The 6,609-nt window shown below is 39.9% G+C and carries 6 protein-coding genes; all 6 read left to right on the top strand.

The annotated features are described in order from the left end of the window. Nucleotides 1–456 precede the first annotated feature (456 nt). The gene (locus VZ94_RS30395; RefSeq protein WP_052700299.1) at nucleotides 457–1,371 is read left to right on the top strand and encodes a sensor domain-containing diguanylate cyclase; all 915 of its coding nucleotides are present in this window, start codon (nucleotides 457–459) and stop codon (nucleotides 1,369–1,371) included. A 69-nt stretch (nucleotides 1,372–1,440) separates the two neighbouring features. Further along, complete coding sequence (locus VZ94_RS07335) at nucleotides 1,441–3,186, top strand: HD domain-containing phosphohydrolase (RefSeq protein ID WP_204369075.1); 1,746 nt, start codon at nucleotides 1,441–1,443, stop codon at nucleotides 3,184–3,186. A gap of 4 nt (nucleotides 3,187–3,190) precedes the next feature. Further along, nucleotides 3,191–4,090 (top strand): TolC family protein, encoded by a 900-nt coding sequence (locus VZ94_RS07330; protein ID WP_157844873.1) that lies wholly within the window; start codon nucleotides 3,191–3,193, stop codon nucleotides 4,088–4,090. Nucleotides 4,091–4,097: 7 nt separating this feature from the next. Next, the gene (locus tag VZ94_RS07325; protein ID WP_082081448.1) at nucleotides 4,098–4,655 is read left to right on the top strand and encodes a TolC family protein; all 558 of its coding nucleotides are present in this window, start codon (nucleotides 4,098–4,100) and stop codon (nucleotides 4,653–4,655) included. 145 nt (nucleotides 4,656–4,800) lie between these two features. Continuing rightward, entirely contained in the window at nucleotides 4,801–5,667 is an 867-nt protein-coding gene (locus VZ94_RS07320; protein ID WP_045778733.1) for a PhnD/SsuA/transferrin family substrate-binding protein, read from the top strand. Beyond that, on the top strand, nucleotides 5,664–6,398 hold the full coding sequence (locus tag VZ94_RS07315; RefSeq protein ID WP_045778732.1) for a PhnD/SsuA/transferrin family substrate-binding protein: 735 nt from the start codon (nucleotides 5,664–5,666) through the stop codon (nucleotides 6,396–6,398). The genes VZ94_RS07320 and VZ94_RS07315 overlap by 4 nt, the downstream gene beginning before the upstream one ends. Nucleotides 6,399–6,609 lie beyond the last annotated feature (211 nt).

The raw sequence follows: 6,609 nt of genomic DNA, 5'->3' as shown, positions 1-6,609 counted from the left end.
TAGAAATTTAGCAGCAAGTATTCTGTTTTTATCAACTTCCATAACAAGCAATAAATTTATTAAATATCATATAGATATAACAAGTTAGGTGCTAAAATCAACAGTATTGTGGCGTGTAGTAGGGCAACGCAGGAGCAGTTTTCTGCCGTTCTAAACGCCCTGTCCCTACTCGGCATTGTCTCGTTTAAAGTGCATAGCCAAGGTGCGAGATTATATTTTTACTAAAAATACCGAAAATTCATATTTAACCATATCAATTATTCTAATCATATTTACTATTCTGTTAAAATAAACGCGCTAAAGTTGTTAAATTGACACCAGCGAATTGGCACAATCTGATAGAAAGACCTTGGGCATACTCTTTAGCCTAACTTATTAATATAAAACTTGAATAGTAATGACTAACCGATTTAACTCACCTAAAGCATTCAATTAAACAAACAGGCAGTCGCTGAAGTGATTTGGAGCATAGCAAACATTGCGAATAACTTATTAAACGAAAATGTACAGCTTGCTGCCTTGTTTTATCAAGCAACCAGCGCAGCTGTAGTGATTATGGATGCTGATTATAAAATCATACAAATTAATCCAGCGTTCAGTGAGACAACCGGTTATAGTTTGGTTGACTTAATGAATAATCAAATGACGACAGTTTTTGATTTATTGAAAAACTACTCTTATCAACAAGATATTGTTGCTGCTTTGAATGCTAAGGGATATTGGCGAGGCGAGCTGTCGGTTCGCCAGATGAACTCGGATTATCTTCCTGTCTTAGCAATGATTAATTCCGTGGTACAAGCAGATAAATGCGTTAGCCACTATGTAGCTTTACTATTAGATATTACTGAGCGCAAACAATTGGAGTATGAGTTGCGCCATGACGCTGAAATCGACCCTTTAACGGGTTTAGCGAATAGAAAATTATTTTTTCAACGCCTAGATGACGCAATAGCTTCGGCAAGACATTTTAATTACAAGTTGGCAATATTGTTTCTTGACTTAGACGGTTTTAAGCAGATTAATGACAATTTAGGACATGCTCAGGGAGATAATGTGCTGATTGAAATTGCCCATCGATTGAGGCGTTGCGTTAGAGAAGTAGACACCGTTGCCAGGCTAGGTGGTGACGAGTTTGCGCTTATCTTAAATGGCACGTCAAAAGACGTTATCACTGATACGGCTCAACGCATCGTTGATACTACTGCTTTTACGATTGATGAACAGAATATTTCATTACCTATATCCGTCAGCGTCGGTATTTCACTTTATCCTGAGGACAGCGCTAACCCGCAAACCTTACTGAAATTCGCAGATGCAGCAATGTATAGCGCCAAATTTAAAGGTAAACGACAATGCTGTTGGCATACCTAACTAATCTAATTGGAAACTTTTGTGTATAACGACAAAATAAATAATTTGTCCACAGTTCGAGTTTTATATGTGGAAGATGATTTAGAAACGCGGGAAGAATTGCAATCCGTGCTAGAAAATTTTGTTGCTGAACTTTATATCGCTAAAAATGGCCGGGAGGGCTTAAATTTATATCGTGAGCATCGTCCTGATATTGTAGTAACTGATATCCAAATGCCTGAAATGAACGGTTTGTCAATGGCTGCCGACATCAAAGCTATCAATGCTGACCAACCCATAGTCATTTTAAGCGCTTACAATGATGTGGAATACTTATTCCGCTCTCTGGAACTAGGCATTCAGCATTATATTACTAAGCCGATTAGTATCGAACGTTTACTAAATAAGCTGTGTGATATTTCAGAACAACTCAATTGGGTACACGAAGTTGAAAAGAGCCGTAAATTATTGGAGCAGTACAAACTGCTGGTTGACGCTAAAGCTATTGTTGCCAAGGTTAATCTTAACGGAACTATCGTCTACGCCAATTCGTACTATTGTAACTTGTCAGGGTATTCGGAAGCAGAACTGTTAGGACAGCACTATTTATTCAATATCGAAACAGGTCAAGCTACCCTAATTGAGGATTTAGAAACCACTGTACTGGCAAAAAAGAAGTGGCAAGGTGTTCTCAAACAAATAAGTAAAACCGGAGACACCTATGTGGTTGATGTGACAATCGTCGCGATAGTAAACCATCAAGGTGATATTGAAGAATTTGTGGCTTTATTGGTTGATATAACCGAGCAGTTTAAAAAATTTGAACGCTTATCTATTGGTTTAGAGCAAGACCTCATACAGCAAAACCATTATCTGCGTGAATATGAATCTGCTATGGAAGTGGGCACATTACTATGTGTCATAGATACTACCGGCACTATTATTAGTGCTAATCAAAATTTTAGTGCGCTCATTCATTACACTGCTGATGAATTACAGGGGAACTCTCTTTGTCAGTTAGTTCAGAACTGCGATGAGTTTAAAGCAGAAGCATTAAACAAAGCCTTGCATCAAGGCCATAGCTCGATGATTGTCAACATTAAGGACAAAAAGGGTGAGCAACGCGTTCTAAGTACTGTGTTTGTGGGTATTCATAATGAACAAGGCGATATTCACTCGATAATGGCTTTAAGTCAGGACATTACTGAAATCATCCAATTGCATGAGGAGATGATTGAAACCCAAAAAGAGTTAATTTATATCTTGGGTGAAGTGATTGAAAATCATAGTCATGAAACCGGCTCGCATATTAAGCGTGTAGCGCTAATGTCCGAATTAATCGCGTCTAAATACGGACTCGATAAAGAACATTCGACGATGATAAAGATTGCTTCTTCTCTGCATGACATAGGCAAAGTGGGTTTACCGCATGAACTATTATGCAAAACGGGCAAATTATCGGCTGACGAATATCAAATTGTTAAAAAACATGCAGAAATAGGCTTTAATTTGTTAAAACAATCTGAAAAGCCTTTAATAAAAATGGCTGCGACGATTGCCCACCAACACCATGAGCGCTATGACGGCACTGGCTATCCTGATGGACTATTTGGTGCTGATATTGCGTTAGAGGCTAGAATTGTCAGCATAGCTGATGTATTTGATGCGTTATGCAGCAAGCGGGTTTATAAAGAACCTTGGCCTATCGAGTATATTCTCACGTATTTTGAAAGCAATAAATCATCCCAGTTTGATCCCCAATTGGTTGATATATTAATTCAAAATATTGACGAAATTTTACAAATCCGCAAACAATTATCAGGTTCTAATGCTTAACACTATGCCTTCATTCATAGCCGCTGTTGTCATGGTTGTCATGGCTTCGACTTCGTTTGTAGTAGGTGCAGAACCTGTTGACGGACAAAAATTAACCCTAGAAGACTGTATCCGCATAGCCTTAGAAAAGCATCAGTCCTTATCCGTATCAGATGCCAATGTCGCAATGGCGGAAGCGCTTTATCAGCAAGCCATGTCGGCGTACTGGCCTAGAATTGCCGCCGAAGTTAATGCATCCCATGCCGATCAAGACAGGACTTACACGTTACAAGGGCAATTTGATTTACCTCAGGCGGTAGGTGGGGCTTTAACCTCTGTCGTTGCACAAAGCAATCCGCAATATGCCCAAGCACTACAATCAGGTCTAGCAAAACCGATTAGTGCTATTCCTATCAACATGGATGTTAAATTATTTGACCGCGATGTACTCACGTCATCAATAAATCTGACCTACCCGATTTTTACTGGATTGAAAAGGGAAGCGCTGGTGGCGCAAGCGGAAAAAGGCCTCAAACTCGCCGAAGAAAGTCGTCGTAAAACCACTCTTGAAGTGGTTAGAGATGTTAAAAAATATTATTACGCAGCCCAGTTTGCGTTACAAATGGAGCAATTAGCTGACGATACCTTAGAGCGGTTTAAGGTATTGGAAGAGTTGACCGAGCGGCTTTACCAGCACGGTTCGATGAAAGTCAAAAAAACCGATTACCTACGCACTAAAACCACAACGGCGATTACCCGCACAATGCTAGGTGAAGCTAAATATGCTCGCGAACTCGCGCATGAAGCGTTAGGTAACGCGATGGGGCAAGAATGGGATGGGCGCTACCGTTTAGACGAAGCAACAGATGCATCACCGTTAAGCGAAGGCTTAAAACAATTAGTAGACTCCGCACAAACGTTTTAACCCTGATATTCAACAGTTAAAGCTCGCCGTGCAGATTAGCGATGATCAAATCACGGAAGCACGTAGCGGTTATTACCCGATGATAGGTTTTCAAGCTGAGGCACATACCATTACCAGTGATTTCAATTCCGGGTTGACCAATACCGCCAATCGCGACGGTTGGACGATTGGTATTGGAATGCAATGGAATTTATTTGATGGTTTTCAAACCAGTGGCAAAGTCAACCATGCTAAGGCGCAACAGCGCAAACTGCAAAGTCAGCAAATTTTGCTAGAGCAGGGCATTGCCTTGCAAGTTAAACAACAATTTTTGAGTATAAAAAGTACCAGTGCGCAAACCAAAGACAGTCAAGAAGCCGTCGGTTATGCCAGTGAAAACCGGCAATTGCATGTACGTGCTTATCAAGACGAATTAGTGGAAACCAAAGATGTTATCGAGGCGCAAATTGTCGAAACCTTCGCTCAGGGCACTTATTATCGTTCGCGCTATGCGTTGGCAATGGGCTTGTTATCGTTGGAATACCTTATTGGGCAAAATGTCGAAGCGAAAACCTCAATGCCATAAAAATAGCAGCTACTTAACGCAGTTACACTTCAAGCAGTCAAGTTTTCGGTTTTTTGGTAGGGCGCTCTGCGCGCACCTTTATTACTTGACCGTTCAGAGTACATTATGAAGGCAAACAATTTTTGCTACGCAAATAGTGGGCTATATGTTGGCGGTCGTCTTTATAACATTAGTCGATGTTGCCCGTGCGGACGATTTATTTAACGAACGAAGCTTGCGAATAGGTTTTCATTTACCGTCTTTTCATGAGTACTCACGCGAGGACCTTGAAGTTTCAGTAAAACTTTTGACTGAAGAAATGGGCCGGTCGATAAATATTAGTACCAGTATATCAATCTATGACGATATTAAATCGATGCGCCAGGATTTTGAAAAAGGCACGATTAACCTCATTTTTGCATCGCCATTACTTATCATCACCGACTTTGATAGCCATTTAATCGCTGACGGCTTTAAACTTATCTTGTCTGGGGGAAATCCTGATAAGTTAGTAATCTTGACTCGAAAGCATGAAGGCATGGATTCATTTAGCTCTTTGCGCGGCAAAAAGTTAGGCTTAATAGAAAATGATCCGGCAGCTGATCTTTATGTCAACTATTTATCAAGGTCTAATTTTCGTAAAGATTACCCGCAAGCTTTTAAAGAAATGCCCCGCGAAAAAAAATCTCATCAAATCATTCTTAAATTATTTTTTAATCAAGTTGATGTGGTTAGTGTTTACGAAAATTTCTATAAAATCGCTGGGGAATTAAACCCGCAGATTTTCGAAAAAATCCAAATCATTGACCATATTGACGGTATCCTGCAAAGCGCTTGTTTTTTTCATAAAAATGTTGATGCAGTTTTTCGCGAGCAAGTTATTGCAGAAGTACTTAAATTAGAAACATACCCAAGGGGTCGGCAATATTTGGAGATTTTCAAAACTGACCATGCGATACGGGCAACACCGGCTGAATTGAACGGGACTAGGCAACTTTTTAATAATTATCAGCGCCTTAAAAAATCCAAATGAGCATTAGCCGTTTCTGTCAAGTCATTTGCAGTTGCTTATGGGTAACGATTGTATCTAGTCTAAGTCAGGTGTGGGCAGACGATTTGTTTGCCGTAGAGACTTTACGGGCAGGATTTTTTGCACGAGCGTTCCCGGATTATTCCAAAGAAGATTTGGAGGTATCGGTGAAATTGCTTTCGGAAGAACTAGGCGATACTGTGGGCATAAAAACGACAGTGACTGTTTTTGAAGACGTTGCTGCGTTACGTCAGGCTTTCGAAAAAGGCGAAATCAACTTTGCGGTAGCCTCGTCGTTTAATTTTGCCAATGAATTTGATAATAATGTCTTGGCAGATGGCTTTAGACTGACTGTTAATGGCATTAATCCTGACAGTATACTCGTATTAAGCCGAAAAAACGAAGGCCTTGACACTATTAAATCCCTGCTAGGCAAGCGGCTTGCTTTAGTTGAAACGTATCCAGTTGCTGAGCTTTATATAGATTTTTTGGCACGCTCTAATTTCCATAAAGACTTTAGAAGCGTTTTCAATGTCATTCTATGGGAGAAAAAGGCCAACCAAGCTATTCTCAAATTATTCTTTGGTCAAACTGACGTGGCTTGTGTATACCAAAATGCATATAAATTGGCTATAGAATTAAATCCGCAGTTGCTTACCAAGCTGCAAATCATTTCGCAATTAGATGGTATTCCGTTTGGTGGAGGGTATTTTCATAAAAAAAGTCCCTTCTGAATTCCGTGAGCGGGTTATTTCAGAAGCGTTAAAGTTAAACAATAATCCTCGTGGTCAACAATTACTAGAATTGTTTAAATCCGATAAAGTTCTGCGTTCGACTTTAGACGATCTAGTTTCAACTAAGCGGCTTTATAGTGAGTATAAAAAGTTGGGCAAGAAAAAATAAAGAGTCGCCATTCGCCGATAGTAGCTAAACAGCTCTTAACTA

The sequence above is a fragment of the Methylocucumis oryzae genome (genome assembly GCF_000963695.1).
Lineage (GTDB): Bacteria > Pseudomonadota > Gammaproteobacteria > Methylococcales > Methylomonadaceae > Methylovulum > Methylovulum oryzae.
Note: the sequence above shows the minus strand (reverse complement) of the source record. Positions and strands in the feature narration are given on the sequence as shown.

Excerpts from the sequence above, each read along its gene's own strand:
- VZ94_RS07330 (WP_157844873.1), top strand. The coding sequence starts at position 3,191 with ATGCCTTCATTCATAGCCGCTGTTGTCATGGTTGTCATGGCTTCGACT.
- VZ94_RS07320 (WP_045778733.1), top strand. The coding sequence starts at position 4,801 with ATGTTGGCGGTCGTCTTTATAACATTAGTCGATGTTGCCCGTGCGGAC.
- VZ94_RS07315 (WP_045778732.1), top strand. The coding sequence starts at position 5,664 with ATGAGCATTAGCCGTTTCTGTCAAGTCATTTGCAGTTGCTTATGGGTA.